Below are 23,893 nucleotides of genomic sequence, written 5' to 3' on the forward strand. Positions count from 1 at the left end.
GCCTGCGCCCGGTCCCGCGGGCGGGGGCGGCGCGCCGTGCCCAGGGCGTTGACGGCAAACGAGAGTTTTCGCCGGCCCGGCACCGGGCGCAGGCCGCGCCGCCGGGATCGCGGCCGCGAAGGACGAGGGACGTTTCATGGCGCCGATGTTGCGGCTCTACAACACGCTGACCGGAGCCAAGGCGCCGTTCGCGCCGATCGATCCGAGCCACGTGCGGATGTATGCCTGCGGCCCGACGGTCTACGACGCGGCCCATATCGGCAACGCGCGCCCGATCATCGTCTTCGACCTGCTGTTCCGGCTGCTGCGCCGGCTCTACGGCGAGGCCCACGTCACCTACGCCCGCAACGTCACCGACGTGGACGACAAGATCAACGCGCGCGCGGCCGAGCGCGGCATCACCATCCGCGAACTCACCGACGGGACGCTCGCCGCCTTCCACGCGGACCTCTCCGACCTCGGCGTGCTGATGCCCGACGCGGTCAACGTCGCCGGGGGGCGCCCGCGGATGATCGAGCCGCGCGCCACCGATCACATCGTGGAGATGGTGGCGATGATCGAGGGGCTGGTCGTCGCCGGCCACGCCTACGTGGCGGCCGACCACGTGCTGTTCGACGTGCCCTCGATGCCCGATTACGGCGCGCTCTCGAAGCGGCCGCTGGACGAGATGGAGGCCGGCGCCCGGGTCGAGGTCGCGCCCTACAAGCGCTCGCCGCTGGATTTCGTGCTGTGGAAGCCCTCGAAGCCGGGCGAGCCGTCCTGGCCCTCGCCGTCGGGCATCGCCGCGCCCGGGCGCCCGGGCTGGCACATCGAGTGCTCGGCGATGTCGGCGCGCCACCTCGGTCAGACCTTCGACATCCATGCCGGCGGCATCGACCTGATCTTCCCCCACCACGAGAACGAGGTGGCGCAGTCCCGCTGCTGCTTTTCCACGCCGGTGATGGCCAACACCTGGCTGCACAACGGCTTCCTCCAGGTGGAGGGGGAGAAGATGTCGAAGTCGGCCGGCAACTTCGTCACCCTGCGCGCGGTGCTGAACGATTGGCCCGGCGAGGTCGTGCGGCTGGCCATGCTGAAGTCGCACTACCGCCAGCCGATCGACTGGACGCTGCGCGGCCTCGAGGAGGCGCGGCGGATGCTCGACCGCTGGTACGGCGCCGTCGGCGACGCCGCCCCCGCCGCCGAGGCACCGGATTCGGTGCTCGAGCCGCTGCTCGACGACCTCAACACCGCCGCGGCGCTCGCCGAGATCCACCGCCTCGACGACCCCGCGCAACTCCGGGCCGGGGCGAACCTGCTCGGCCTCCTCGACCGGACCCGCTCGGAGCGCGACCAGGCCACCGTCGCGGCCTCCGGCCTCGACGTGGCGGCGATCGAGGCGCTGATCGCGGATCGCGCCGCGGCGCGGGCCGCCAAGGACTGGGCCGCCTCGGACCGCGCCCGCGACGCGCTGGCGGCGATGGGCGTCGCGGTGAAGGACGGCAAGGACGGCACGACCTGGAGCGTGGTCTAGGCCCGCACCCCGGCCGGCTCCAGCGACGCGATGGCGTGATCCATCCTGTCGAAGACGTCGTCAGCATCTTGTAATAAAGACTTTGAGTTGTATTATCGGGTAGTGAAAGTCCCTGGAGTTTCGTCGGCGAACGAGACGAACGTCCGATCCGACAGAATAGAATCTCCACTGTCTGGTCCTAGTGTTGCCGGGTGCGGTCTTCTCAGCACCCGAACCAGGCCACGACGATGTACCCTGCGCCTCGAAATCGCGTCCTGCGTTAGCTCGCCGAGATCGGTTCCGATCTGCCGGACACGGTCGAGCAGCGCCTACGCGCCGGGTTCTTCACGTCCAAGGACCCCCTCGTCGTCGGCGCCGTCAACACCATCGCGGTGGCCGGTGTCGCGTATTTACGGTCGGACCAGGCGGTCTTCGCGGTCTTCGCGGTCATCGCGTTCCTCGACCTGCTGTTGCTGGCCCTCCGCCCTGTGCTGTTGCGGCGAGTCGGCGCGCCGTCCGGGCCGGTCTTCGCCACCGGCCTGCTCTGGACCTGCCTGCAGGGCGCCACCATCGCCTCGCCGTCGCGTCCGACGACACGGTGATGTCGATCGTCGTGCTCGCGTCGGGCCTCGGGGCGATCAGCGGGATCGTCGGCCGGAATTTCGCGGCTCCGCGCTATGCGATGGCGCAGATCCTGATCGTCGACATGAGCGACAAGGCCACGTTCCTGGCAGCGCATGTCGCGTTCCTGCCGCTGATCGCGGTGCAGACCACCGCCTTCATCCTGATGAACCTGGGCATCCTGCGCCATCACCCGGCGGTGACCGTGCAGGCGATCCTCGGTGAGCCGGAGAGCCACGGCCGCTCGATCACCGACCCCCTCACCGGACTCGTCAACCGCCGCGGCCTGGAGGAGGCGTTCGAGGCGCTGCAGGCGACCGGCGCCGAGCGAACCTGTTCTACCTCGACCTCGACGGCTTCAAGCAGGTCAACGACCGCCTCGGGCACGCGGCCGGCGACGCCCTGCTGCGCGAGGTAGGCCGGCCCCGGCGCCACGGCCTGCCGCCTCGGGGGCGACGAGTTCCTGCTGCTCGCCGGATCGCTGGACGAGCGGGAAGCGCACCGGCTCGGCGCCGGAATCGTCGCGGCGATCGCTGAGCCCTACCGCATCGGCGAGGGCGTTCTGGCGCAGGTCGGCGTCGGCGTCGTGCGGAACGAGGACGCCTCGAACGAAATGGGACTCGCGGAGATGATGCTGCGCGCCGACCAGGCGCTCTACGCCGCCAAGACCTCCGGCAAGGGCCGCTGCATCCTGCATGGGGCCGCGGAGATGACCCTCGACCGGCGGCCTGACGGCGCCGCCGAACCGGGATCAGCGGACCGCCAGAAGGTGCGGCGCGGGGCCGTCGCGGCCGTAGAGGTCGAGCATGTGCCGGCAGCCGCCCTCCGGGTCGGCGCGCAGGTCGCGCTCCAGCGCGTCCGCGTCCTTGCGCAGCCAGACCGAGCGCTTCTGGTAGAGGTCGGAATGGTTGATGCCGTGGTCCTGGGAGAAGCGCCGGAAGCTTGCGTCGTCGAGGCGCAGGCCCGGGCATAGCCGGCTCGCCACCTCGGCCTCCACCACCTCGCGCAGGCCGATCGCGGGTACGATGTGCCGGTCGCGGTAATGCGTGGCGCCGTTGGCGAACAGCACCCAGAGCACGATCGGCAGGCCGAGGCGGTAGGCGAGGCCGAACCGCTCGGATCGCGCCGCCGGGGGTGTGGCGGAATTGGCAAGCGTCGCCGGTCGTGCCGCCGCGTTCATCGCGCGCCTCCGCGGGTACGCCGGCCTCGATCGATCCCCGGGAGGGTCATGGCTGCTCCGCGTCTTGGTCGCCGCCGAATGTAGCAAAAACCAGGCCGGGTTAGGTCGTCTTCATTTCTGGTTGTTGTCGGCATTGCGAATCAGCGGCACGAACACAGAATTTTGATTGGCGAACGTCCGATCAGGTCGCGTCCGGGGAAGGTTTGACGCGCCGATCACTGACGCAGCGCCATCCCATTTGAATTCAATATTTCGACACGGAGACGCCGGGCACGGCATGCGATGCGCATTGCGGCTCCTTCTCCCAGGGGAGAAGGTCGGGATGAGGGGCGTGCCGGATCCAGAGGGGTCACGCCCTTCGCTGAGAGCGACACGCTTCACACATCCCCGCGTCTGGCGGTCCGCTTCGCGCGCATCCCCTCGCCCCGCGCGCGGGGCGAGGGCTTTGCCGACCTCGTCGTCGGCAAAGCGGGGCGGCAGCCGACGTTGAGGGGGCGCGAACGGAAGAGGCTCCTCCGTCCGCACCCCCTCACCCTCGCTTCGGTTTCGCCTCAGCTTCCCGCCTGCACGACGAGGTGCAGTCGGGCCTCTCCTCGCCCACGGGGAGAGGGGGAACCCGTGCTTGGTTCGGCTTCCTAAGCCGCCGAGTTCTCAGACGACCGCCCCTCTTCCGCGGAGGAACGTCATCACAGATGGCACCGCACCGTCATTCCGGGGCGCCGAAGGCGAGCCCGGAATCCAGAACCGCCGACGCTGGGAAGTCCGGCTCGACTAGCGTGTCCGGATCCCGGGCTCCGCCGCGCGGCCCCGGGAGGATGTGGTGCTGCCAGTGGGTGTTCGACGAGCAAGTCGCCATCTGCGATCGCCCTGCCGGCAGAGGAGGGAGGGAAGGGCCAGTGCCGATACCCTCAGCTCCTCAAAGCCGCTCGGTCACGAAGCGCTCGGCGGCCGGGTCGTCGCCGAGGCGGCGGCTCTCGGACTGGAGCGTCGGCACCACCGCGTCGGCGCCCTCGGCGACGACGTAGTTGAGGTCGAGCCCCTCGCGGATGAAGCCGTGGGCGCGCATGTGGTCGAACAGGGTGAGCAGCGGCTTCCAGAACCCGTTCACCTCGACGAGCAGGATCGGCTTGCGGTGCCGGCCGAGCTGCGCCCAGGTGAGTTGCTCCACCAGCTCCTCCAGGGTGCCGATGCCGCCGGGGAGCGCCACGAAGGCGTCCGAGCGCTCGAACATCAGGCGCTTGCGGGTGTGCATGTCGCCGACCACGATCGTCTCCTGGATGGCGTCGAGCATGTGCTCGCGCGACTTCAGGAAGTCGGGGATGATGCCGGTGACGCGCCCGCCCCCGGCCAGCACCGCGCGGGCGACCGTGCCCATCAGGCCGACGTCGCCGCCGCCGTAGACGAGGTCGAGCCCGGCGGCCGCGAGCGCGGCGCCGAGCGTCTCCGCCGCCTGCCGGAACGCCGGGTCCCCGCCGAAGCCGGAGCCGCAATAGACACAGACCGTCTTCACCGGCGCCATCCGGCCTCCTTCATCCAAGGTCGTCATGTATCAAGGGTCGTCGTCATGAGCCGCCGGTCCGGGCCTCTGATCGGCAGACCGCCCGCGGGCAGGGGCGAAATCGGTGCCAAACTGCTGATCGCGACGGGAATTCGTCGGCGCGTCGGCGCGGCGGCTTGGTCTCCCGGACATGTACGGTAAGATGGGCGGGACAGTCGACGGTTTTTCGCGAAAACGGGTCTCGAAAGTCCCGGCGGCCGGGCACGGTGTCGACGGGGGATGGAGCGCCATGACGGCGGAGTTGCGGCGCGGCGTGTTTCTGGCGGTCCTGGGCCTGTTCATCGGGCTCGGGCTGGTGGCGGCCCTGTTCGGCGGGCTCGACGCGTGGAAGCCCGCGCGCCTGGCCGGCACCGACCCGGCGCCCGGCGCGGTGGGCGCCCTGGCGCCGGATGCCGGCATGGGCAACGGCGAGGACAAGCCCGGCGCGGCGGCGCCCGCGGCCGAGCCGGCCCCCCGGGCCGACGCCCCGGCCGCGCTCAAGTTCGATATCGTCCGCGTCGAGCCCAACGGCGAGTCGGTGGTGGCCGGACGCGGCGCGCCGGACACCGTCGTGGAGCTCCTGGTCGACGGCAAGGCGGTGGCCAAGGCGCTGGCCGACCCCAACGGGCAGTTCGCGATCGTGCCGCCGGCCCTGCCCGCGGGCAACAGCGAGATCGTGCTGCGCTCGACCACGGCCGAGGGCCGCGAGACCCGCTCGGCGGACAGCGTCGCGGTGGCGGTCTCGCCCTCGCGCACCGAGAAGCCGCTGGTGGCGCTGATCGCGCCGGACAAGCCGACGGTGGTGCTGTCGCAGCCCGACGCGCCGACCGCGCAAGGGTCGCCGGCCGGGCCGGGTCAGGCGTCGCCGGGTAAGGATGTCGCGAGCAAGGGCGTCGCGAGTAAGGACGTGGCGGGCAAGGCGGTGCCGGGCCAGGCGGTGCCGGGCCAAGTCGCACCCGGCAAAGTCTCGTCCGGCAAGGACGGCGCCGGAAGCGGCGCGGCGCCGGGCAAGGCGGCGACGGCCGCGAAGACGACGCCGGACACATCCGCGACGAACGCCCCCGTCAAGATCGTCAGCGTGGACGCGCAGGAGGGCGGGCGGCTGTTCGTCACCAGCCAGGCCTCGCCCGGGGCGACGGTGCGGCTCTACCTCAACGACACGCTGATCGCGCCGGCCAGCGTCGGGGCCGACGGCAAGGTCACCTTCACGATCGGCCGCGGCGTGAAGCCGGGCGACTACATGGTGCGGGTCGACCAGGTCGACGCGGTCTCGGGCAAGGTGCGCGGCCGCGCCGAGGTGCCGTTCTCGGTGCCGGAACCGGCCCGCGTCGCCGCGAACGCCGCGCCGACCAGACCTGCGCCGGACAAGCCCGCGCCCGTCGGCTCCGCGCCCGCCAAGCCGGCGCCTGAAACGCACGCCGAGGCCCGCGTCTCCACCACGCCGGCTGCCCCGTCGGCGGCTTCGGCCGCGCGCTCCGCTGCGCCCGAGGCGCCGACAGTAGCGCGCCCGGCGGCGCCGGCCCAGCCGCCCGCGCCGGGAGCCGTCGCGCGGACGCCCGCCGCGATCGAGCCGCCACGGCCCGACGCCGCGGCGGGCGTGTTCGTCGCCGAAGTGAACACGGCCAAGATCATCCGCGGCGACAGCCTGTGGCAGATCAGCCGCCGCACCTACGGCGCCGGCGACCGCTACACGGTGATCTACGACGCCAACCAGCAGCAGATCCGCAACCCGGACCTGATCTACCCCGGCCAGATCTTCGTGCTGCCGGGCGAGGGTAAGGACAAGGCCGGCAAGAACGGCTGACGGTCCGCCGCGCTTCCCCTTCCCCAGAGAGGGGGAGGGAAGGGCGCGATCCATCCACGCCGCGCCGCCCCGCGGTCGCGGCGGGTGTGCCGGGCGGGCGGCGGGTCTATATGGCGGGCGACGCACCTCCCGGACCCTTTCGCATGACACCCACCCCCGAGCCGGCGCCCGAAGCGCGCCCGGGCCTCGTCGCCACCTATCGCCGGCTGTGGCCCTACCTGTGGCCCTACGGCCGGCCGGACCTGCAGCGGCGGGTCTTCCTGGCGTTCGGGCTGCTGCTGGTGGCCAAGCTCGTGACGATGGTCACGCCCTTCACCTTCAAGTGGATCACCGACGCGCTGGTGGCCGCGGTCGGCGGCAAGGAGGGCACGCTCCCCACCGGTATCTTCGCGGCGCCGATGGCGTTGATCGCGATCTACGGCGCCTCGCGCATCCTGATGGCGGGGCTGACGCAGGCGCGCGACGGGCTGTTCGCCAAGGTGGCGATGCACGCGGTGCGGCGCCTGGCGCTGAAGACCTTCCAGCACATGCACCAGCTCAGCTTGCGCTTCCACCTCGAGCGCAAGACCGGCGGGCTGACGCGGGTGCTGGAGCGCGGGCGCTCGGGCATCGAGGAGCTGTCGCGCCTGATGGTTCTGACGCTGGTGCCGACCATCGTCGAGTTCGCGCTGGTGCTCGGCGTGCTGGCCTACGAGTTCGACTGGACCTACTCGGCCGTCGTGTTCGTGATGGTCGCGGCCTATCTCGGCTTCACCTACAAGGCGACCGAGTGGCGGATCGCGATCCGCCGCCGCATGAACGAGTCCGACACCGACGCCAACAGCAAGTCGGTCGACTCGCTGCTGAACTACGAGACCGTGAAGTATTTCGGCGCGGAGACCCGCGAGACCCAGCGCTTCGACGGCGCGATGGCGAAGTACGAAAAGGCCTCGACGCAGACCTACGTGTCGCTGGCCGTGCTCAACGCCGGCCAGGCGCTGATCTTCACCCTCGGCATGACCGCGGTGATGTGGCTCGCCGCCCGCGACATCCTGGCCGGGCGCACCACCATCGGCGGGTTCGTGCTCGCCAACACCATGCTGGTCCAGCTCTCGATGCCGCTGAACTTCATGGGCATGATCTACCGCGAGATCAAACAGGCGCTCATCGACATCGACGACATGTTCCGCATCCTCCACCGCAACCCGGAGATCGCGGACCGTCCGAACGCGCCGGCCCTCGTCCCCGGCCCGGCCGAGGTGCGCTTCGAGGACGTGCACTTCGCCTACAACCCGGACCGGCCGATCCTGCGCGGCGTCTCCTTCGCGGTGCCGTCGGGCAAGACGGTGGCGATCGTCGGCCCCTCGGGCGCCGGCAAGTCGACGCTCTCGCGCCTTCTGTTCCGGTTCTACGAGCCGCAAGCCGGCCGCATCACCATCGACGGGCAGGACATCGCCGCCATCCGCCAGGACTCTTTACGCGCGGCGATCGGGATGGTGCCGCAGGACACGGTGCTGTTCAACGACACGATCGGCTACAACATCCGCTACGGCCGCTGGGAGGCGACCGAGGCCGAGGTGCGGGAGGCCGCGCGCCTCGCCCAGATCGACCGCTTCATCGAATCCCTGCCGGAGGGCTACGACACCCCCGTCGGCGAGCGCGGCCTAAAACTGTCGGGCGGCGAGAAGCAGCGCGTCGCCATCGCCCGCACCATCCTGAAGGGGCCGCCGATCCTCGTCCTCGACGAGGCCACCTCGGCCCTCGACAGCTTCACCGAATCGCAGATCCAGGACGCCCTGGACCGCATCGCCCGCGGCCGCACCACCCTCGTCATCGCCCACCGCCTCTCGACGGTGGTCGACGCCGACCAGATCCTGGTCCTCGACAAGGGCGTCATCGTCGAGCGCGGCACCCACGCCGCGCTGCTCGACCAGGACGGGGTCTACGCCGCGCTCTGGAACCGGCAGCGCGAGGCGGATGCCGCGCGGGCGGCGTTGCGCCGGGCTGAGGAGGAGGCGGAGCGGGTGCGGGTTGAGGTGCGTGGGGTTCGGGGGAAGGTAATGGTGGCGGAATAAAGTGCTGAGCCGAGGTATCGTCTTGGCTGGTAGATGCCTCTCAACTCCGGCACTGGCAAAATTTCCATTAGGGTGTAGAAAACTCTCTAAGCGATAGGAAATCTCGTTGCATCTATTCAACGGGGCGTAGTACGACTTTCCTTATTAGGGAGGTCGCGATGGCGATTTTGGAGTACCACGCACTCAATGTTAGCGCTCATCCCCACGTAAAGGGGATCTACAGAGAGCTTTTTGAGCGTGTCGCAGGACGTCGGATCAATTATTTTGGTGAAAAGACAGCAGCTATAACCAAACCTTCTGCGTCATCAAATGGCGTATTCTGGGGAAGTATATATTCCTGGACTGAAATTGATCCGAATGAGCGGATCATTGATACCTTGTTGATGCAAGAGCCGGACGAAGAGCAAAAAGCTAAGATTAGTATTCCGGCGAATACTGGTTTCCACTGGCAAAGATTTAATTACGTCTTTCGTGAAAAAGATCATATTCTGGTTTTTGAATCTCGGAATGATGAGGGGCGTACTCTTGCCCCTTCCAGCGCTGAGCGTTTGTTTAGGGCACTTTTCGATGAAAAAACTCTTGGCGCTCTTCGTTTCGAACTCACTAAGCCAGCCTACGTTGAGGTGGACCTACTAGTCGATTCTTCAGCGTTAGAGAAAATATATGCCATAAAAAATCTTAGAAAACTTGAGATACTTGTGAGCGTGCCAAATTCTGACGACAACACTGAAGACGCTGATGCAATAATCGAGCGGCTTGAAAAAATAAGAGCAAGTCGCCAACTCACAGTCTATACCGCCTCAAGTGCACACAAAGGCTTGAAGGCCGATGATCAAATAAAAGCTCAGGGCGAAGCCTCACTACGGCATGGCTACTCAAGGGGAGAAGGTAGGGATGGAGAGGAAAAGATTTCCATTTCGACCAAGCAGTACCCCCAAAAGCAGACTGCTCGGATCGACTCTCAGTCTACCACGGTGGATACAGCGATCGGCGTCGCTCGCGACTGGTTGGCTCCATTTCCCAGCACTTAAGCCAATAAAGTTATACTGGGAGGCTTATGGAGGATGGTCTGAGTTTTTAAAATCAATTTATTTATGGCTAGCGTTTGCGTTCACAGTTGTAACCTATCCGGTTTGGATCAAGCTAGATAACGATGGTAATCGAGTCTGGGCATCCATGCCTACTAGTATCTTACCAAACCTGCTCGGGTTTTCGATGGGTGGGATGGCAATTATGCTCGCATTCGCTGGCTCAAAAATTTTTACTTATCTGAGCGAAGAAGGTAAGAAACAATCATATTTCGTCAAAATTGTCGCCTCATTTTACCATTTTATATTAGTTCAAACGCTTGCGATTTTTATGGGAATTTTCTGTCAAGCCTATGCCTGGGTAGGATTCAACTTTTTGGGATATTGGGCTATGTGTTACGCGTTGCTAGTTGCGCCTGCCACCGCGGCTCAATTATTTAATACTGCACGAATTGTAAATACTGCGGCGTCGATTGGAAAAAATGACGCGGAGTGAATTATAAATAACCCAGTAACAATTGCATATAATGGCGACCTTCAGAAATAAATCTGATTTTGATATCTCTGAGCTAATTTTTCGAAATCGACAAAATACAGATTAGAAATTGATCTTGACAAAAGTCCTATAACATGCCTATAACCCCATCACGCGCTGCACGGCGCCGGGGCTGCGTTTCGTCCCGGTGCCGCCGTCAGGAGCCGGCCCGGTGATCGACGGGGCGGTCGGCAGCGTGGCGGCTCCCGGGTCGTCGGTCGGTCAGCCGGCGGCGCGGGCATCGTGGGGCAGGGACACAGAGCGGCGGGTTCACCCGCGTGCCGTGGCCCGGAGTGACCGGACCCGCATGGCGGGGCTGGGCTCGTGCTCGCGCGGGAAGGCTTAGGCGCGACCGACCGCTCACGCGGACGCGGACGCGGAAGCGTGACAGGCGTTCGAGGCTTTGGCCTCCTGCCCCGCGTTGTGTGGCTACGATCGAACCAGCCGCGACGCCAAATCGGCGCCGACGCCCGCGTTCCGGGCCCGGCACCGCGGGACGCCGGGGAACCGGCTAAACGCGCATCATCACAGGGTTCCGCGGCGTCCCGCGTCTCCTGTTTCGTGATGTCCGGGCCATGCCGCCGGCGGAGGGTTTCCGCGTGGGGTTGTTTTGGCGTGTCTGGAGGGACGCGCATCCCCTCGCCCCGCCTGCGGGGAGAGGGCTTTGACGACCGCGTCGTCGGCCAAGCGAGGCGGCAGCCGAGGGTGAGGGGGCGCGAACGGACGAGCCTCCTCCGGTCGCGCCCCCTCACCGTCGCTTCGGCTTCGCCTTCGCTTCCCGGCCGCACGACGGGGTGCCGCCGGGCCTCTCCCCGCACGCGGGGAGAGGGGGGCGTCCGATCCGTTGCACCGCGCGACGGCGCGCGAGGTTGACCTTCGCGCCCCGGGCTGCCATCGCGCGGGTCAAAATCCCGTTTGGCCCCGCCCCGTCGAAAGACCGCATGAACGACCTTCTCCTGACGATCCGCCGGACGCTCGTCCCGATCCACAAGGAGGGCTACCCCTTCATCGTGATCGGGATCGTGCTCACGGTGCTGGCCGGCACGTTCTCGCAGTTCTTCGGCTGGGTGTTCCTGATCCTCACCCTGTGGGTGTGCTACTTCTTCCGCGACCCCGAGCGGGTGACGCCGGTGGCCGACGGCCTCGTGGTGTCGCCGGCCGACGGGCGCGTGAACCTGATCTCCACCGTGCTGCCGCCGCCCGAGCTCGACCTGCCGCCGGTGCCGATGACCCGCGTCTCGGTGTTCATGAACGTGTTCGACTGCCACGTGAACCGCGTGCCGGTGACGGGCAGGATCGGCCAGATCCACTACACGCCGGGGCTGTTCCTCAACGCCGAGCTCGACAAGGCGAGCGAGGACAACGAGCGCAACGGAATGGTGATGGAGACCCTGCACGGCGGCCAGCCGGTGCGGATCGGCGTGGTGCAGATCGCGGGCCTGGTGGCGCGGCGCATCGTCGGCTTCGTCTCGGCCGGCGACCAGCTCTCGGTGGGCGAGCGCTTCGGGCTGATCCGGTTCGGGTCGCGGGTGGACGTGTACCTCCCCGTCGGCACCCGCGTGCTGGTGGGCCTCGGCCAGAAGGCGGTGGCCGGCGAGACCGTGCTCGCCGACCTCGGCGGCGGCCCCGAGCGCAGCTTCCGGCGCATCTGACTTACTCGTGCGGTCGCATTTTCTTCACGCGAACCGGCTTCCACTTCGCTCGAAAATGCTCTCAGGAGGGGCGATGGACGATCTCTTCCCGCCCTTCGAGCCGGACGCGAACGAGCCGCGGCCGCGCCGGTTCAAGCCGGTACCGTTCCGGATGATCGCGCCCAACATGATCACCCTGATGGCGCTCTGCCTCGGGCTGACGGCGATCCGGCTGGCCTTCGAGGGCAAGTTCGAGCCGGCGGTGATCGCGATCATCGCGGCCGCCGTGCTCGACGGCATCGACGGGCGCGTGGCGCGCCTGCTGAAGGGCACCTCGCGCTTCGGGGCGGAACTCGATTCGCTGGCCGACTTCGTCAACTTCGGCTGCGCGCCGGCGCTGATCCTCTACGGCTTCGCGCTCCACAACCTGAAATCGCTCGGCTGGATCGTGGCGCTGATCTTCGCCATCGCCATGGCGCTCCGGCTCGCCCGCTTCAACGCGATGCTCGACGACCCGAACCGCCCGGAATGGAAGAAGGACTACTTCGTCGGCATGCCGGCGCCGGCCGGGGCGATGACGGCGATGCTGCCGCTCTACCTGCACTTCCTCGGCTTCGGCTTCGAGGCCTGGGCCGCGCCGGCGATCCTTGTCTACGTGCTCGGCATCGCGCTGCTGGTGGTCTCCACCGTGCCGACCTTCTCCGGCAAGACCATGGGCAAGCGCGTGCCCCGCGGGCTGGTGCTCCCGATCTTCCTGGCGGGCGTCGCCGCCTTCGGCCTGCTGATCTCGTTCCCGTTCGAATCGCTGGTCGCGATCAGCGCCGCCTACATCGTCGGCCTGCCGTTGGGCGCGGCGCAGTACCGCCGCCGGTCACGCCTCGAGCCGCAGACGCGCCCCGAGAGCGGCGAGGATCCGGCCTCCGCGATCTGAGCGGTGGACAATATTCCTTTCGCCTTGAGGCCGGCGCGCAACTTGCGATAGGTTTTGCCCACTGAAACGTGAGGGGGGCCGCCGTGCTCGAAGAGTTCAAGAAGTTCGCGCTGCGCGGCAACGTGGTCGACCTCGCCGTCGGCGTGATCATCGGCGCCGCCTTCGGGGCGATCGTGACCTCGGCGGTGCAGGACGTGTTCATGCCGATGATCGGCGCGATCACCGGCGGCCTCGACTTCTCGAACTACTACCTGCCGCTTTCCTCGAAGGTGCAAGCCGGCGCAGCTTATGCCGAGGCGAAGAAGCAGGGCGCGGTGATCGGCTACGGCCAGTTCATCACCGTGGCGATCAACTTCATGATCGTCGCCTTCGTGCTGTTCCTGGTCATCCGCGCGATGAACAAGCTCCAGACCAAGGAAGAGGCCAAGCCCGAGGCGATCGCCGAAGTGCCGGCGGACGTGAAGATCCTGGGCGAGATCCGCGACCTGCTGGCGACGCGCCCCAAGGTTTGAGCGCGGAGGCGGTGTTCAGGCCGCCGGCTTGTCGTCCTCGGGGGTGACGCCGAACGCGTCGAGGATGCGGTCGAGGGCGTGCTCGACGGCGCCGGTGCCTTCCTCGTGGGTCTTCAGCCGGGTCTCGAGGCGCTGCAGCTGCGGCGCGAAGGTCTCATCGGGGGCAGGGTCGTCACCGAGGAAGCGCGGCTTCTCCTGGCCCACCGTCAGCATCGAGCGGAGCTGCTGGCCGAGGTGGTCGCGAACCGGTTCCGGCAGGCCGGCCTTCGCGTCGATGGCGTCGTCGTCCATGGTTTCAGAATTCCCGTTCGCCGTCAGAACCCTAACGGGCGATGCGGCAAAGCGTTGCACGGCAGCGTACCAACGAAAAGGGCCCCGAGGCGTATCGCCCCGGAGCCCTCTCGGATTGGTGGAGGCTGAAAAAGTTAGTCGATCACTTCGACGATGCGGTGGCCGCGATCGACCAGAACCGGGCGGTTGTTGATCACGGTGTAGCGGGTGCCGGCCTGGACGCGGTACTCGTCGGGCACGTCGTAATAGGTCACGCCGTCGCCCGGCAGGGTGGTGCCGACCGCGACGCGGCCGTCGTAATCGTAGGAGCGCACGTTGCGCTCGCGGACGTAGCTGCGGAAGCGCGGCTGCATGTCGACGCCGAGGATGCCGCCGACGGTGCCGGTCGCCGCGCCCACCGCGCCGCCGACGATCCCGCCGATCGGGCCGCCGATGTCGGAGCCGGTCTCGGCGCCGCGCTCGGCCCCGCGGATGGTGCCCTGGGCCTGCGCGGCGAGCGGCAGGGCGAGGACGAGGGCCGAGGCGGCCAGGATGGACTTGAACTGCATGGTAAAACTCCGTGTTCCGATGCCCGCCGCGCCGTTCGACGCTGGGCGAGTCTCGGGCCGGTAACGCACGACCCCCGGAAACGGATGCGTCAAAAAGGACCGGTTCTCACGCGTCTTTTCAAGCGTCCTTGGGCATCGCCGACTGGATGAACCGGTCGGAGCCGAGGTCTTCCTCGTCGTAGCCCAACAGTTCGGCGAGCCGCCCGCGGGCCCGGCTGACGCGGCTCTTCACGGTGCCGACCTTGCAACCCATGATCGTCGCCGCCTCCTCGTAGGAGACGCCCTCGGCGCCCACCAGAACCAGCGCCTCGCGCTGGTCGGGCGGGAGCTTGGCGAGCGCCGTCTGTAGATCCTCGACGTCGAGGCGGTCGCCCTGGTGCGGGGCCGTGGCCAGCCGCGCGGCGTAGGAGCCATCCTGATCCTCGACCTCGCGGACGCGCTTGCGGTGATCCGAGTAGAAGATGTTGCGCAGGATCGTGAACAGCCAGGCGTTCAGGTTGGTGCCGGGCTGGAAGCGGGCGCGGTGCTGCCAGCCCTTCATCAGCGTATCCTGCACGAGGTCGTCCGAGCGCGCCGGGTTCGAGGTCAGCGACAGCGCGAAGGCACGCAGCGACGGGACGGCGGCGAGCAGGCCGTTGCGAAATTCCGGCTCGATCGCCTCGCCGCGGGCCTTGAGCGCCGCCTCGAGCTTCGCGATCAGCTCGGCGAAGCGGCTCGGCAGCTCGGTCTGGCCCAGCGTGTCGTAGGCGCTGCGCAGGTGGTCGCCGAGATGCGAGCGGATGGTGTGCGACAGGTTGGGCCGCGCATCCTTGCCGCCGTTTTCAGACTGGCTCGGAAGAGTGTCGGTCTCGTCGCGGGTCATGATGCGTCGCAATCTACGGTCTTAAAGCGGGCTCGCGGGCGGTCCGGACCCGCGAGGCGGGACGTTCGCGGCTCGCGCCAGCGCCGCTCCGGTCATGGTGTGTGTTTAACCTATCGCAGCCCCGCTTGCACCTTCGCGGACCGTCACATCCGAGTGCATCGGACCTTGCCTCAACAGGGCTTCGGGGCGACCACCACGGTGGCTGCGGCCGGCGCGCCGGGTTTCAGCAGCCGGATCGCGCCGTCGCGCAGGGTGATGACGTCGCCGCGCGCGAGGTCCGTCCAGCACTCGTCGCGGGTCAACGCCTGCGTCGCCACGACGGAGACCACGTCGCGTTCGGTGGTCTCCTGCGCGAAGTCCACGCGCCAGTCCTCGTCGATCAGCGTCGCGGTGCCGAACGGCGCCCGTCGGGTGAGGTAGCAGAGCCGCTTGCCGCAATGGGCGTAGAGGGTCCGGCTGTCGGACAGCAGCATGTTGAAGACGCCGAGCGCGTGAAGCTCCGCACTGAGGTCGGCCACAGCGCGGTCGAGCAGGGCGGGCTTGGGCAGGGCGGAGAAGCGCGCTTGCAGGCGGCCCAGCATCCAGCAGAAGGCGTACTCGCTGTCGGTCGAGCCGATCGGCATGAACCCGCCGAGTGGCAGCTTCTTCACGCCCTTGAGCTGGCCGTTATGCGCGAAGGTCCAGCGCCGGCCCCAAAGCTCGCGCGAGAACGGATGGGTGTTCTCCAGGCTGACGCGGCCGCGGTTGGCCTTGCGCACGTGCCCGATGACGATGCGGCTCTTGATCTTGTAGTCGCGCAGCAGCCGCGCCAACTCGGATTTCGCGCTCGGCTCCGGCTCGTGGAAGCTGCGGCAGCCGCGCCCCTCGTAGAAGCTGATGCCCCAACCGTCCGCATGCGGACCGGTCTCGCCGCCGCGCCGCGCCAGAGCCGCGAACGAGAAGCGGATGTCGGTGGGCACGTTCGCGCTCATGCCGAGCAATTCGCACATCGTCTCGGAAACTTACCTGGTCGGGCGGGGCCTCGGCGCGGATCGTCCGCCGCCCGGAGGTCCGCTCCGGTTTAGGTGCGTTTGCCGCAGCGAACAACCGCGAACCGCGCGCTTGCGTCAGCGGCCGAGGTAATCCGTCAACGTCATGCCGACCATGATCGCGACCCAGAAGAAGCCGAGGCCCGAGAACAGCTTCACCAGCGGCGGCTCGTGGAGCACCTCCATCGAGACGAGGAGGACGACGAGCGCCATCGCGGCGACGACGACGAGCTCGAGCGTCCAGACCTGCTCGAACGGCAGGGTCGCGCCGAGCGTGACGTTGACTGCCAGCAGGCCCATCAGCGCCAGGAAGCTGAGCACCGGCTTGCGCAGTCGCGCCTTCAGCAGAGCGCGGTCGTCGTCCGAAAGGGTCGCGAGCGGATTGCGCATCGGGCTACCGGTTGACGACGTAGAGGATCGGGAAGGCCATGATCCAGATCAGGTCGATGAAGTGCCAGTAGAGGCCGTAGATCTCGATCCAGTTCTGGTGCCGCGACAGGAACCCTGCCTTCGACGCCATCCAGGTCATGCCGAGCAGCAGCGAGATGCCGGTGAGCAGGTGGAGCCCGTGCAGCAGCGTGGCGACGTAATACAGGTTCACGAACAGGCGCGACGCGGGCGACGCGGCCAGCTCGTACGGGCGCGAACCGAGGAACGGCATCATGTGCTCCGTATAGTCGGCGTAGTATTCGTAGCCCTTCAGCACGAGGAACAGGCTGCCCAAAGCCGCGGTCGCCAGCATCGCCCGCACCATCGCCCGCTGCCAGCCGAGCCGCGAGAACTCGATCGCCATCGACATGGTAAGGCTGGAGACGATCAGCACCACCGTGTTGACCGCACCGATCCAGAACTTGAGGTGGCGCGCCGCCTCTTGCGTCGCCTCCGGATGCTGGATCCGCACGATCAGCGCCACGAGGAACAGAGCCGCGAACAACAGCAACTCGGTGATCAGCCAAGCCCAGATCCCGAGCGTGGCGGCGTAGCGCTGCTGGGCCACGGTCTCGAAGTGGTGGGCGCGTTCGGTGCCGACGCCGTCGGCGAGCCGCGCGCTCATCGAAGCTGGCTCATCGGTGCTGCGCCTTCGTTTCCTGCTCCTGGATCGGATAGTCGTAAGGCACCCGCGGCACCACGGGTGGCGACGTGAAATTCAGGGTGGGCGGTGGCGAGGCGGTCTCCCATTCGAGCCCCTTGGCGTCCCAGGGGTTTGCCGGCGCCTTTTTGCCGAACCACAAGGAATAGACGAGGTAGAGCATCGGGAAGATGTACCCCGCAGCCAGGATCGTCGCCCCCGCCGAGGACAAGACGTTGAGCAACTGGAATTCCGGCGGGTAGGTCGCGTAGCGCCGCGGCATGCCGAGGTAGCCGAGGATGAATTGCGGGAAGAACGTGACGTTGAAGCCGAGGAAGATCAGCAGCGCCGAGATCCGCCCCCAGGCCTCGTTGTACATCCGGCCGGTGAACTTCGGCCACCAGAAGTGCAGCCCGCCGAGGAACGCCAGCACCGTGCCGCCGACCATGATGTAGTGGAAGTGGGCGACCACGAAGTAGGTCGCGTGGATGTGCTGGTTGATCGCCAGCGTCGCCAGGTACAGGCCCGTAAGGCCGCCGAGCACGAAAAGGCCGATATAGCCCATCGCGTAGAGCATCGGCGTGTCGAGGCGGAGCTTGCCTTTATGGATCGTCGCGGTCCAGTTGTAGACCTTCACCGCCGAGGGAACGGCGACCGCGAAGGAGAGCGCCGAGAACGCGAGCGAGGCCAGGTCGCTCTGCCCGTTGATGAACATGTGGTGGCCCCAGACGAAGAACGTCACCGAGGCGAGCCCGATCGCGGCGTAGGCGACGAAGCGGTAGCCGAAGAGCTTCTTCTGGGCGAAGGCCGGGACGATCTCCGAGATCACCCCCATGCCCGGCAGGACCATGATGTACACGGCCGGGTGCGAGTAGAACCAGAACAGGTGCTGGAACAGCACCGGGTCGCCGCCGAAGGCCGGATCGAACACCCCGATGTGGAAGGCGCGCTCCATGATCAGCAGGATCAGCGCCGTGGTGATGACCGGCGTCGCCAGCAGGAAGATCAGGCTGGTGGCGTAGTGGGTCCAGACGAAGATCGGCAGCTTGAACCACGTCATGCCGGTCGCCCGCATGGTGTGGATCGTGACGACGAAGTTCAGCCCCGTCAGGATCGACGAGAACCCGACGATCGTCACGCCGATCAGGGCGGGCAGGACCCAACCGTTCGAGAAGGCGGTGGAGAGCGGCGCGTAGAAGGTCCAGCCGGTGTCGATGCCGCCGAGCACCACCGAGACCATGGTGAACAGCGCCCCCGTCATGAAGACGTACCAGCTGGTCAGGTTCAGCTTGGGGAAGGCGAGGTCCTTGGCACCGATCATCAGCGGGATCAGGAAGTTGCCGAAGGTCGCCGGAATCGACGGGATCAGGAAGAACCACACCATCACCACGCCGTGGATGGTGAAGGCCTTGTTGTAGGTGTCGTTGGTCATCACCGCGCCGTTCGGCACGACCAGCGCTAGGCGCACCACGCCGGCGGCGACGGCGCCGACGATGAAGAAGGCGGTGATCGAGGCGAGATAGAGGATCGCGATGCGCTTGTGGTCGGTGGTGAGAAACCACGAGCGCAGGGTCGATTCCGCGTGCAGGTAGTCGGCGGGGCGATCGAGCGTCGCCTCCGGTGCGTGCGGCTCGCGGTTGGCGAGCCCGCTGTCGACGGTGCCCGATGCGCTCATCGCGTGGCCTCTCCGGACGCTGCGTCGCCCACGGTGCGGGTGTTCGATTTCAGGAAGTCGATCAGGCGGCCGAGGTCGTCTTCGGGGATCACGCCGGCGAAGCTCGGCATGATCTGCTTGTAGCCTTCGGCGAGCCGGTTGCCGTTGGGGTTGCGGATCTTCTCGCGAAGGTAGTCCTCGTCGGCCGTGACCGTGCGCCCGTCGGCGAGCCGCACGTCGCGTCCGTAGAGGCCGGCGAGCTTTGGCGCCTTCACGGTCGAGCCTTCGTTGTGGCAGGTGCCGCAGCCGTAGGCGTCGTAGATCGCCTTGCCGGCGGCGACCTTGGATTGCTGGGCGCCGGAATGCGTCAGCCATTCCTGGTAGTCGCCCTGGCTCAGGATCGTCAGGTTGCCGTCCATCGCCGAGTGGTCGGTGCCGCAATATTCCGAGCAGTAGAGGTGAAAGGTGCCGGGCTTGTCGGCCTTGAACCAGAGCTCGGTGTACCTGTCGGGCAAAGCCGCCATCTGCATCCGCAGCGCCGGCAGGTAGAGGGCGTGGATCACGTCCTGGCTGATGATCCGCAGCTTGACCGGCTGACCCATCGGCACGTGCAGGTCGTTGATCTCGGATTGTCCGGTGGGATGCTGGAACTTCCACATCCATTGCCGGCCGATCGCCTCGATCACCATCGCGTCCGGCGGTGGGTTCTTCGACATGACGAAGAGTCGCGCGCCCCAGACGAAGAAGATCAGCGTCAGCAGGAACGGGATCAGCATCCAGCTGATCTCGATCAGATTCGAGCGGATGCCGCTGGTGTCGCGGTTCGCCTCCTGCCCGTCGCGGTAGCGGATGGCGAACCACGTGATCGCCAGGAACACCGGCACGGTCAGCACCAGGGTGAGTACCGTGAAGGCGAGGATCAGGTAGTCGGTCTCGACCGCGACGGCGGAGGCCGCGGCCGGCCAAAGCTCGAGGGCTGCGTGCGTCGGCGTCATCGGCTCAAGGGTCCAGCGTTCGGCCGACCGTCAGGGCCATGGCCCGGTCGATCGGGATGCGCGCACGCTGGCGCGAGGCGTCGAGGAAGGCGTAGCCGTCGAGCCGCCGGTTCTCCGCCGCACGCTCGGCGTCGAGGTCGGCATAGGGGTCGGCCTGCAGGTTCGGCGGTGGCGGCACGAGCCGCGAGGTCTGCTGCGCCGTCAGCTTCGGCAGGGCTTGGCGCTGGTCCGCGGCCACGAAGGTCCTCAGCCACACCATCCCACCGATCACGACCAACGCGGTGACCATGAGCCCAGCCATCACCCGAGCGGTGTTGCCGACGTTGACGTCGGAAACCTCGTAGCCCGGCCCGCCGGAGGACTCGTCCTTCTCGGATGACTGCCGCGGCCTGGACGCGGCGGCTGGCCCGCGCAGACCCGACAGGCCGGCGATGATCGTCGAGACGAAGCCGTAGCGTCGTTGCGTCCGGTCGGTGCTCATGCGGCGGCGCTCCGGCGGCGTCGGGGCGAAGCGAGCGGCACCAAGCGTCGGACGAGCGGACGCAGCGCGAGGCCGAGGCACCCGACGGCCACCGCGGCGAAGACATCGCTCATGCGGATCACGAAGCGGTCGCGCAGGGCGGGCGTCACGAACCAGAACATCTCGACGGCGTGGAGCACGACCGTCAGGGCCGCGAGAACCCGCGTCGTCGGGCGTCCCGGGCGGAGCGTCGCCAACGCGCCGAGCAGCACCACGGCGCCGCCGAAGCCGGCGAAGGCGCGTCCGAGCCAGCCGCCGCGAGCGAAGTACCACATCACCTCCTGCGGCAGGTTCGCAGACCACACGATCAAGAACTGCACGAAGTGCAGGAAGGCCCACAGGCTCAGCAGGACGACGAGCGGCACCAGCCGGTCCTGCCCCGGGACCGCGCGTCCGCGCCCGATCGGAGCGGGCTCCTCGGGCGCCAGCAGGATCGCCGCCGCCAGCGCGAGCCCGCTCCAGGCCGTCAGCACGAGGAGGCCTTCGAGGCTGGAGCCGAGTCGATGATCGAGCGATCCGACCAGATCGGTGACGGCGAGGGTGCCGACGACCGCGTGCAGGGCGACGCTAGAAACCGTGCGTCCGTCGGCGCGATCCTCCGCCGGCACCACGAAGCGGGCGGCGAGCCAGACCCATGCTGCGAGGTACGCGACCACGCGCAGGGCGAAGAGCGGAACCGTGAACCAGACCGCCGCCAACGGCGTTTCCGGGGCGGCGTCGGTCCAGGGATAGATCCGTCCGATGCCGACCAGAATGGGAATGCCCAGGATGGCGGCGACCGGCATCAGCGCGACGAGCCGGCGCAGGGCCTTCGACAGCTCGCCCTCGCCGTGGTCGTGCCGGCGCAAGCCGAAGCGCTCCAGCACGATGGCGATCGGAAGCGCGCCCACCGGCAGGGCGAGCAGCGCCAGCCAGGCCGCGAGGTAGGACGCCGCCGCCCCGCGCCAGCCGGCCGTCAGCACGGTGAGGACCAACGCCCCGAGGCCGAGGAGCAGCGCGCCGACGGGGTTGCGGCCCGCGGCCGCGGCGTTCCGGGCGTTCATCGCGACGCCTCCAGCTTCGCCCGGTCCTCGGGCGGCAGGGCCGCCACGGCGGCATCCTGGCTGCGCTGCAGGGCGCGGACGTAGGCGACGATCGCCCAGCGATCCGCGGAGGGGATCATCTGGCCCATCCCGTACATCGCCCGGTGCCCCTGCGAGATCGCCCGGTAGAGGTCGTCCGCCGACGCCTGGCGCAGGCGTTCCGTGGTGAGCTGACCGGCGGAGGGGAAACCGCGCGCGACGATCATCCCGCGGCCGTCGCCGGAGGCGCCGTGGCAGGGCGTGCAGAAGATGCCGTAGCGCTCCCGACCGCGCGTCAACAGGCTCTCCGTGATGGTCGCCGGCTGGGGCGCCGCCTTGGCCGGATCGTTTCGCGGCACGGTGCCCGCCACCGGTTGCCGCATCGTCATCCCTTGCGGGAAGAAGTTGTTCTTGTCCCAGGTCCTGGCGCTGGGCTGCTCGGCCATGTTGGCTTCGCCGCAAGCCGCGAGCGGTGCGAGGGCGAGCAGGGCGAGGAGCCGTCTCATCGCGGCACCCGCCTGATGTCGAGAGGGCGCCCGGCCTCCGCGGGCAGCGCCGCGAGCTTGCGCACGATGCGGTCGGCGTCGAAGCGTTCGCCCCGGGCTTCCGCGGAGAGGAAGTAGCGGTCGTCGGTCGCCCGCAGGAAGCCGGGAATGTTGAACGCCGGATGGTTCAGCCGCGGCAGGCGGTTCAGGATCAGCAAGGCGAGGTGGACGGCGATCGTCCCGCTCATCATCGCGAAGGACAGGCTCGGCACGACGAAGGATGGCCACGAGAAGCGCGGGCGCCCGCCGATCAGGAACACGTAGTCGTAGGCGGTCGCGTAGACGCACATGCCGTAGAAGGCGGCGCCGCCGGCGAGCGCGCCCAAGATCGCGTAGGCCCGGATCGAGCGGCCTGCGATGCCGAGCGTCCGGACCACGCGCGGCATCGGCACCGGGCCGTGGGCGCTGAGGTGGACGTGCGACGCGTCGAGTCCGGACAACGCGCTTACCGCCGCCGCGAGGTCGGCTTCCGAGGCGAAGGCGGCGCTGACGCCCCAAAGCGGCGCGTCCTGCGCTTCGTCGCGCTCTTCGGCGAGCGGTCGCATCTCGGACTCTCGCACGGGCTTTCGCTCGGCCGCAGCCGCGGTCGGCGTCACGGCGAGCGCCAGGCGCCGGCTTTCGGTGATCGAGACCGCCGGCAGGTAGCGCAGGAACAGCAGCAGGAGGGTGAGGAACAGCCCGACGGACCCCGCGAAGGTGGCAACGCCCCAGATCGTCTCGCTGTAGGCGAGGCGCGACGAGGGGAGGAAGTCCTGGGCCAGGGTCACCACGAGCACCATCACGTGGTCGGCGTAGGCGCCGACCGCGACGAGGAGGCCGATCGCGGCGACGGCGAGCGTCGACCGGCGCATGCGGGCCGACCAGAAGGCCTGGGCCGGGATCAGCAGGCAGGCCACGACGGTCCAGAACGCCCAGGCGTGCTCCCCCGTCATCCGCCGGACCAGCACGCCACGTTCACGCGCGTCGCCATGCAGGAACGTCGAGAAGAACTCGGTCGCGTAGCAGTAGAGGCTGGCGCATCCGAGGCACAGCATCAGCCGGGCGAGGATTTCGAGGTGGCGGTCCGAGATCAACCCGTCGAGGCGGTAGACCGAGCGTACGAGCACCACCACCGCGGCGGTGACGCCGACGCCCGAGAACACCGCGTTGACCAGGAAGGTCACCGGCAGGATCGTGTCGTGCCAACCGGGCATCACCGAGCCCGCGAGCATCACCGAAGCACCGGTCTGCAACGAGACAACCAACAGGACGCCGAGCAGCGCGATCGTACGGTAGGCCTGGACCCAGAGCTGCCAATGCGCCGCCGACCCGCGCCATCCGGATGCGACGATCCCGTAGGCCCGCGCCTTCAGCAAAGCACGCTTCCGGGAACGGCCGTGCGCCTTCTCCTGAGCCAGCGCATCCTCGACGGCGCGGTCGCGCAGCGATGCGAGATCGGGCAGCAGCCCGATGTACCAGAGGCTCACGCAGACCACGAGGTAGGACACGATGTCGATCGCGTCCCAAAGGAGCGGCGAGCGGAACTGCGGCCAGAGGGCGTAGGTATTCGGGTAGGGCAGGTTCCAGAAGAAGAACCACGGCCGCCCGAGATGGATGATCGGGTAGAGTCCGGCGGCGCAGGTGCAGAGCAGGGCGACCGTCTCGGCGACCCGGTTGACGGCGCCGCGCCACTCCGCGCCGAGCAGCAGAAGCACCGCCGAGACGAGCAGGCTTCCGCTGGCGACACCGATCCACCAATCGTAGCTCGCGATGTCCAGCGCCCAGACGACGGCGTTGTTGTTGCCCCAGATGCCGACGCCGGTGAAGAGCAGGTAGGCGAGCACGCCGCCGAACAGCCCGAGCAGGGCGAGCGCGCCGGCGAAGGCGATCCACCAGCGCCGGTTCGACGGATGCGTCAGCGGGACCTCCGCCACCGCACGGCCGATGCCGTGCAGCGTCGCGTCCTGCGCGATCAGGCCGGCACCGGAGGGTGGCTGGAGGATGGCGCCCGACATG

25 protein-coding genes are annotated in these 23,893 nt (G+C 67.9%); 11 read left to right on the forward strand and 14 right to left on the reverse strand.

Features of this window, described 5'->3' with window-relative positions; translation table 11 throughout:
* The first annotated feature begins 136 nt into the window (after nucleotides 1–136).
* From cysS to FV226_RS19340, 4 genes are all read left to right on the forward strand, one after another.
* Nucleotides 137–1,513, forward strand: a complete 1,377-nt coding sequence (gene cysS / locus FV226_RS19325; RefSeq protein WP_147764160.1) for a cysteine--tRNA ligase — start codon at nucleotides 137–139, stop codon at nucleotides 1,511–1,513.
* 371 nt (nucleotides 1,514–1,884) lie between these two features.
* Entirely contained in the window at nucleotides 1,885–2,094 is a 210-nt protein-coding gene (locus FV226_RS19330) for a hypothetical protein (RefSeq protein ID WP_147764161.1), read from the forward strand.
* Entirely contained in the window at nucleotides 2,094–2,531 is a 438-nt protein-coding gene (locus FV226_RS19335; protein ID WP_147764162.1) for a hypothetical protein, read from the forward strand. The genes FV226_RS19330 and FV226_RS19335 overlap by 1 nt, the downstream gene beginning before the upstream one ends.
* Nucleotides 2,447–2,650: a diguanylate cyclase gene (locus FV226_RS19340; RefSeq protein ID WP_147764181.1), complete on the forward strand. Its 204-nt coding sequence runs from the start codon at nucleotides 2,447–2,449 to the stop codon at nucleotides 2,648–2,650. The genes FV226_RS19335 and FV226_RS19340 overlap by 85 nt, the downstream gene beginning before the upstream one ends.
* 214 nt (nucleotides 2,651–2,864) lie before the next feature.
* Here FV226_RS19340 and FV226_RS28700 read toward each other — a convergent pair whose 3' ends face one another.
* Both FV226_RS28700 and FV226_RS19355 read right to left on the reverse strand, forming a co-directional pair.
* On the reverse strand, nucleotides 2,865–3,293 hold the full coding sequence (locus FV226_RS28700) for a hypothetical protein (protein WP_238272911.1): 429 nt from the start codon (nucleotides 3,291–3,293) through the stop codon (nucleotides 2,865–2,867).
* Nucleotides 3,294–4,209: 916 nt separating this feature from the next.
* Complete coding sequence (locus FV226_RS19355; RefSeq protein ID WP_147754739.1) at nucleotides 4,210–4,812, reverse strand: TIGR00730 family Rossman fold protein; 603 nt, start codon at nucleotides 4,810–4,812, stop codon at nucleotides 4,210–4,212.
* Between the two features lie 268 nt (nucleotides 4,813–5,080).
* Here FV226_RS19355 and FV226_RS19360 point away from each other — a divergent pair, with 268 nt between their 5' ends.
* The 7 genes from FV226_RS19360 to mscL all read left to right on the forward strand — a co-directional run bounded on the left by FV226_RS19360 (nucleotide 5,081) and on the right by mscL (nucleotide 13,325).
* Nucleotides 5,081–6,634 (forward strand): LysM peptidoglycan-binding domain-containing protein, encoded by a 1,554-nt coding sequence (locus FV226_RS19360; RefSeq protein ID WP_147764164.1) that lies wholly within the window; start codon nucleotides 5,081–5,083, stop codon nucleotides 6,632–6,634.
* A gap of 143 nt (nucleotides 6,635–6,777) precedes the next feature.
* Nucleotides 6,778–8,688, forward strand: coding sequence for an ABC transporter ATP-binding protein/permease (locus FV226_RS19365; RefSeq protein WP_147764165.1), 1,911 nt, complete (start codon nucleotides 6,778–6,780; stop codon nucleotides 8,686–8,688).
* Nucleotides 8,689–8,846: 158 nt separating this feature from the next.
* A complete protein-coding gene (locus FV226_RS19370) occupies nucleotides 8,847–9,719 on the forward strand; it encodes a DUF4747 family protein (RefSeq protein WP_147764166.1) in 873 nt (290 codons plus the stop codon).
* 193 nt (nucleotides 9,720–9,912) lie between these two features.
* The gene (locus FV226_RS28710) at nucleotides 9,913–10,212 is read left to right on the forward strand and encodes a hypothetical protein (protein ID WP_246685545.1); all 300 of its coding nucleotides are present in this window, start codon (nucleotides 9,913–9,915) and stop codon (nucleotides 10,210–10,212) included.
* A gap of 980 nt (nucleotides 10,213–11,192) precedes the next feature.
* A complete protein-coding gene (locus tag FV226_RS19385; protein WP_147764184.1) occupies nucleotides 11,193–11,903 on the forward strand; it encodes a phosphatidylserine decarboxylase in 711 nt (236 codons plus the stop codon).
* Between the two features lie 73 nt (nucleotides 11,904–11,976).
* Nucleotides 11,977–12,813, forward strand: a complete 837-nt coding sequence (gene pssA / locus FV226_RS19390; protein WP_147764167.1) for a CDP-diacylglycerol--serine O-phosphatidyltransferase — start codon at nucleotides 11,977–11,979, stop codon at nucleotides 12,811–12,813.
* 83 nt (nucleotides 12,814–12,896) lie between these two features.
* Nucleotides 12,897–13,325, forward strand: a complete 429-nt coding sequence (mscL, locus tag FV226_RS19395; protein ID WP_147764168.1) for a large conductance mechanosensitive channel protein MscL — start codon at nucleotides 12,897–12,899, stop codon at nucleotides 13,323–13,325.
* A gap of 15 nt (nucleotides 13,326–13,340) precedes the next feature.
* On the opposite strand, the gene FV226_RS19400 is transcribed toward mscL, so the two are convergent.
* From FV226_RS19400 to FV226_RS19455, 12 genes are all read right to left on the reverse strand, one after another.
* On the reverse strand, nucleotides 13,341–13,616 hold the full coding sequence (locus FV226_RS19400) for a hypothetical protein (RefSeq protein ID WP_147752841.1): 276 nt from the start codon (nucleotides 13,614–13,616) through the stop codon (nucleotides 13,341–13,343).
* A 134-nt stretch (nucleotides 13,617–13,750) separates the two neighbouring features.
* A complete protein-coding gene (locus FV226_RS19405) occupies nucleotides 13,751–14,164 on the reverse strand; it encodes a DUF1236 domain-containing protein (RefSeq protein WP_147764169.1) in 414 nt (137 codons plus the stop codon).
* A gap of 118 nt (nucleotides 14,165–14,282) precedes the next feature.
* Nucleotides 14,283–15,026, reverse strand: coding sequence for a NepR family anti-sigma factor (locus FV226_RS19410; protein ID WP_147764170.1), 744 nt, complete (start codon nucleotides 15,024–15,026; stop codon nucleotides 14,283–14,285).
* A gap of 170 nt (nucleotides 15,027–15,196) precedes the next feature.
* Nucleotides 15,197–16,015, reverse strand: coding sequence for a class II glutamine amidotransferase (locus FV226_RS19415; RefSeq protein WP_147764171.1), 819 nt, complete (start codon nucleotides 16,013–16,015; stop codon nucleotides 15,197–15,199).
* Nucleotides 16,016–16,132: 117 nt separating this feature from the next.
* Complete coding sequence (locus tag FV226_RS19420) at nucleotides 16,133–16,444, reverse strand: oxidase (RefSeq protein WP_147764172.1); 312 nt, start codon at nucleotides 16,442–16,444, stop codon at nucleotides 16,133–16,135.
* A 4-nt stretch (nucleotides 16,445–16,448) separates the two neighbouring features.
* A complete protein-coding gene (locus FV226_RS19425; RefSeq protein ID WP_147764173.1) occupies nucleotides 16,449–17,108 on the reverse strand; it encodes a cytochrome c oxidase subunit 3 in 660 nt (219 codons plus the stop codon).
* 10 nt (nucleotides 17,109–17,118) lie between these two features.
* The gene (locus tag FV226_RS19430) at nucleotides 17,119–18,798 is read right to left on the reverse strand and encodes a cbb3-type cytochrome c oxidase subunit I (protein ID WP_147764174.1); all 1,680 of its coding nucleotides are present in this window, start codon (nucleotides 18,796–18,798) and stop codon (nucleotides 17,119–17,121) included.
* Nucleotides 18,795–19,772, reverse strand: coding sequence for a cytochrome c oxidase subunit II (coxB, locus tag FV226_RS19435; protein WP_147764175.1), 978 nt, complete (start codon nucleotides 19,770–19,772; stop codon nucleotides 18,795–18,797). The genes FV226_RS19430 and coxB overlap by 4 nt, the downstream gene beginning before the upstream one ends.
* 4 nt (nucleotides 19,773–19,776) lie before the next feature.
* Nucleotides 19,777–20,253 carry a hypothetical protein gene (locus tag FV226_RS19440; protein WP_147752849.1) on the reverse strand — a complete coding sequence of 159 codons (477 nt, stop codon included), beginning with the start codon at nucleotides 20,251–20,253 and terminating at the stop codon, nucleotides 19,777–19,779.
* On the reverse strand, nucleotides 20,250–21,335 hold the full coding sequence (locus tag FV226_RS19445) for a hypothetical protein (protein ID WP_147764176.1): 1,086 nt from the start codon (nucleotides 21,333–21,335) through the stop codon (nucleotides 20,250–20,252). The genes FV226_RS19440 and FV226_RS19445 overlap by 4 nt, the downstream gene beginning before the upstream one ends.
* The gene (locus FV226_RS19450) at nucleotides 21,332–21,859 is read right to left on the reverse strand and encodes a cytochrome c (protein WP_147764177.1); all 528 of its coding nucleotides are present in this window, start codon (nucleotides 21,857–21,859) and stop codon (nucleotides 21,332–21,334) included. The genes FV226_RS19445 and FV226_RS19450 overlap by 4 nt, the downstream gene beginning before the upstream one ends.
* Complete coding sequence (locus FV226_RS19455; protein WP_147764178.1) at nucleotides 21,856–23,892, reverse strand: quinol:electron acceptor oxidoreductase subunit ActD; 2,037 nt, start codon at nucleotides 23,890–23,892, stop codon at nucleotides 21,856–21,858. Before FV226_RS19455 ends, FV226_RS19450 begins: the two co-directional genes overlap by 4 nt.
* Nucleotide 23,893: the final 1 nt, after the last annotated feature.

The organism is Methylobacterium sp. WL12, from assembly GCF_008039475.1.
Classification (GTDB): domain Bacteria; phylum Pseudomonadota; class Alphaproteobacteria; order Rhizobiales; family Beijerinckiaceae; genus Methylobacterium; species Methylobacterium cerastii.

Bases quoted from the DNA above. Each gene is read 5' to 3' on its own strand.
- FV226_RS19430 (WP_147764174.1), bottom strand. From the start codon at position 18,798: ATGAGCGCATCGGGCACCGTCGACAGCGGGCTCGCCAACCGCGAGCCG.
- FV226_RS19405 (WP_147764169.1), bottom strand. From the start codon at position 14,164: ATGCAGTTCAAGTCCATCCTGGCCGCCTCGGCCCTCGTCCTCGCCCTG.
- FV226_RS19365 (WP_147764165.1), top strand. From the start codon at position 6,778: ATGACACCCACCCCCGAGCCGGCGCCCGAAGCGCGCCCGGGCCTCGTC.
- FV226_RS19425 (WP_147764173.1), bottom strand. From the start codon at position 17,108: ATGAGCGCGCGGCTCGCCGACGGCGTCGGCACCGAACGCGCCCACCAC.
- FV226_RS19335 (WP_147764162.1), top strand. From the start codon at position 2,094: ATGTCGATCGTCGTGCTCGCGTCGGGCCTCGGGGCGATCAGCGGGATC.
- FV226_RS19360 (WP_147764164.1), top strand. From the start codon at position 5,081: ATGACGGCGGAGTTGCGGCGCGGCGTGTTTCTGGCGGTCCTGGGCCTG.
- FV226_RS28710 (WP_246685545.1), top strand. From the start codon at position 9,913: ATGGCAATTATGCTCGCATTCGCTGGCTCAAAAATTTTTACTTATCTG.
- FV226_RS28700 (WP_238272911.1), bottom strand. From the start codon at position 3,293: ATGAACGCGGCGGCACGACCGGCGACGCTTGCCAATTCCGCCACACCC.
- FV226_RS19400 (WP_147752841.1), bottom strand. From the start codon at position 13,616: ATGGACGACGACGCCATCGACGCGAAGGCCGGCCTGCCGGAACCGGTT.
- FV226_RS19455 (WP_147764178.1), bottom strand. From the start codon at position 23,892: ATGTCGGGCGCCATCCTCCAGCCACCCTCCGGTGCCGGCCTGATCGCG.
- pssA (WP_147764167.1), top strand. From the start codon at position 11,977: ATGGACGATCTCTTCCCGCCCTTCGAGCCGGACGCGAACGAGCCGCGG.
- coxB (WP_147764175.1), bottom strand. From the start codon at position 19,772: ATGACGCCGACGCACGCAGCCCTCGAGCTTTGGCCGGCCGCGGCCTCC.
- FV226_RS19355 (WP_147754739.1), bottom strand. From the start codon at position 4,812: ATGGCGCCGGTGAAGACGGTCTGTGTCTATTGCGGCTCCGGCTTCGGC.
- FV226_RS19440 (WP_147752849.1), bottom strand. From the start codon at position 20,253: ATGAGCACCGACCGGACGCAACGACGCTACGGCTTCGTCTCGACGATC.
- FV226_RS19410 (WP_147764170.1), bottom strand. From the start codon at position 15,026: ATGACCCGCGACGAGACCGACACTCTTCCGAGCCAGTCTGAAAACGGC.
- FV226_RS19415 (WP_147764171.1), bottom strand. From the start codon at position 16,015: ATGTGCGAATTGCTCGGCATGAGCGCGAACGTGCCCACCGACATCCGC.
- FV226_RS19420 (WP_147764172.1), bottom strand. From the start codon at position 16,444: ATGCGCAATCCGCTCGCGACCCTTTCGGACGACGACCGCGCTCTGCTG.
- cysS (WP_147764160.1), top strand. From the start codon at position 137: ATGGCGCCGATGTTGCGGCTCTACAACACGCTGACCGGAGCCAAGGCG.
- FV226_RS19450 (WP_147764177.1), bottom strand. From the start codon at position 21,859: ATGAGACGGCTCCTCGCCCTGCTCGCCCTCGCACCGCTCGCGGCTTGC.
- FV226_RS19370 (WP_147764166.1), top strand. From the start codon at position 8,847: ATGGCGATTTTGGAGTACCACGCACTCAATGTTAGCGCTCATCCCCAC.
- FV226_RS19445 (WP_147764176.1), bottom strand. From the start codon at position 21,335: ATGAACGCCCGGAACGCCGCGGCCGCGGGCCGCAACCCCGTCGGCGCG.
- FV226_RS19385 (WP_147764184.1), top strand. From the start codon at position 11,193: ATGAACGACCTTCTCCTGACGATCCGCCGGACGCTCGTCCCGATCCAC.